General features: G+C 54.6%; 4 protein-coding genes. All 4 read left to right on the top strand.

Annotation, left to right across the window (positions count from 1 at the left end; translation table 11 throughout):
- Nucleotides 1-310: 310 nt before the first annotated feature.
- The 4 genes from E1297_RS02295 to E1297_RS02280 are packed head-to-tail and all read left to right on the top strand — an operon-like array spanning nucleotide 311 to nucleotide 1596.
- Complete coding sequence (locus tag E1297_RS02295; RefSeq protein WP_155133387.1) at nucleotides 311-580, top strand: hypothetical protein; 270 nt, start codon at nucleotides 311-313, stop codon at nucleotides 578-580.
- Nucleotides 564-1154 carry a hypothetical protein gene (locus E1297_RS02290; protein WP_155133384.1) on the top strand — a complete coding sequence of 197 codons (591 nt, stop codon included), beginning with the start codon at nucleotides 564-566 and terminating at the stop codon, nucleotides 1152-1154. The genes E1297_RS02295 and E1297_RS02290 overlap by 17 nt, the downstream gene beginning before the upstream one ends.
- Nucleotides 1147-1395: a hypothetical protein gene (locus E1297_RS02285; protein WP_155133381.1), complete on the top strand. Its 249-nt coding sequence runs from the start codon at nucleotides 1147-1149 to the stop codon at nucleotides 1393-1395. Before E1297_RS02290 ends, E1297_RS02285 begins: the two co-directional genes overlap by 8 nt.
- 18 nt (nucleotides 1396-1413) lie before the next feature.
- Nucleotides 1414-1596, top strand: coding sequence for a hypothetical protein (locus E1297_RS02280; RefSeq protein ID WP_155133378.1), 183 nt, complete (start codon nucleotides 1414-1416; stop codon nucleotides 1594-1596).
- The last annotated feature ends 306 nt before the right edge of the window (nucleotides 1597-1902 follow it).

The following is a 1902-nucleotide window of genomic DNA, read 5'->3' as shown; positions in this document are numbered from 1 at the left end:
GGTCAAGGGGGGCCGGGCGCCCGGGTACCGGCTGGCAATCGAAACACATCCTATGCGCTAGGTTTGGATCGAACTTCTTAAAGGTTGTATTTATCAATAATTCGGGCAATAGTCGGCAGAAAGACCCCATGCGCTGGCACAGGTCCGCTTGCGTCGAGGCTCTGGCAGCACGTCCCGCCCCTTGGGCTTGCAGACCTGCCGGAGGTCACCTTGAGGATGAGCGGGCCGGGCTCCCAATTCTGGCCTCACATTTGCTTGTTGGCGGGTGCCGCATTGGTGGTTTGCGAGGCGAAGGAACAGGCAGGAGCAGATGGACAAGCACAGGCACTTAGAGTTTTCGAACACAGAGCTGGAGTTTCTGGAGCTGTTCAAGCTTGCAGCGCAGTATGACTGCCTGTATCTTCTCGACTTCTATTGTTACGACATGTTTGATCATGACCGTGTCACGGCGCTCAGCGCGGACGAGCAGGCAGACCTTGCCCGCGCCGCCCGGCGCGACATTGTCGAGGATGCCATGTCGAAGGGCTACCAGCCCCCGGTCTGGACCGCCTTCGGAGGGGTGCATGACAGCGTTTGTTGAGCCGCTTGATATTGCCCGCGTCGAAAGAGGCGAAGCGGGCGAGGATGCTCAATACCTTTTCCGCATGTGGCGCGAAAACAAGGGCTTGATCGTTCACGATCAACGCATGACCTGGATTTCGCGACGATTGATGCTGTTTGTCCCATCGACGTGCAAGAACGATGTGCCCAAATCAACGTTTATTGGACGACAAACTGTTTTACGACACTATTTTCCCGATGCGACCGATACACCCCAGCCGCCTCATTGCCTGCCGCTGGATTATAGACAACGGCAGGCGTTTGGTTATTGTGCCGCCAATCAACGCGAGCCTTGGTTTGACATCCAGAGAACGGGTGACCTTCTCGGAGAGAACACACCGGACCTGACTCTCGAGCGCCTTATTTTGAAATTCCACACAAAATCAGGGTTTGAGCGACTGTTTTGTCTTGTCAAGCTGGTGTCCGAGAATGGACAATGTGGTCTATCAGATCCAAGATATCCGCAGCCGAGTTTCCCGCAACAATCAGGTTTTCGTCTATCGAAACAGGTCCGGCGCCGTCCCAGCGCAGGCCACGTGGATATGCGTGTGTAAAGCCACAATCACGCCAGAAGCCATCCTTGAATTTCCAGCTTTCCATCCAGCCATATACGAAGTCGGCTTGCCATTCGTCCAATGCTTCGATCTGGGCCATTTGAACAAGAAGACCGCCAAGCTTCTTACCCTGCCAGTCTTCATGTATCTCGGCCCCGCCGAGATAAACGACATTTCCGGAGATATTGTTCCCGAAACGCGGCTGGTCAGACGCCATTTTCACGCCGCCCCCCTCAGCTGAAGGATAGCATCGGAAGACATGCCTCTTCCAGAAGTCAGCAAGCGTCATGGGCGGCTTCATTTGATCGAGTCGCGCACCAACCCGCCCAACGCACTGACCCTGCCGGTCAAACAAACCAAGCCAAAATGCCTGACAGTTCGTGAAGGTGTGCAAACCTACGATAAAATTTGCTTCAAACCCCACCAAACCGTTCTCTTTTGACAAGCGATCAGCCTTCTCAAAATCACTTTCGCGCCGAACGCACAGTCCGTGCCGTCGAAAGGCCTCGTCAATCAGAGACCAGGCCCTCCGCAGCTGCGGCTTGTCTATGTCAATTTCCGTCGTTGAAATGTTCATGACGTCTTCCTTTGCAAAATTCAGGATTACTGATGAAGACGCCCTCCTTGCAGAGCCGTGTGAACGCTCGCAAGCTTGGATTGCGGGCAATGAATGCAATCAACGCAACAATTCCTGGTCAAAGCAGGCAATGTGCGCGGAATCGTGAGCGTCCGGCGATCCCGACCTGCC

The organism is Roseibium sp. RKSG952, assembly GCF_009711355.1.
This window is presented reverse-complemented; position numbering and strand designations above follow the sequence as displayed.

Excerpts from the sequence above, each read along its gene's own strand:
- E1297_RS02295 (WP_155133387.1), top strand. The coding sequence starts at position 311 with ATGGACAAGCACAGGCACTTAGAGTTTTCGAACACAGAGCTGGAGTTT.
- E1297_RS02290 (WP_155133384.1), top strand. The coding sequence starts at position 564 with ATGACAGCGTTTGTTGAGCCGCTTGATATTGCCCGCGTCGAAAGAGGC.
- E1297_RS02280 (WP_155133378.1), top strand. The coding sequence starts at position 1,414 with ATGCCTCTTCCAGAAGTCAGCAAGCGTCATGGGCGGCTTCATTTGATC.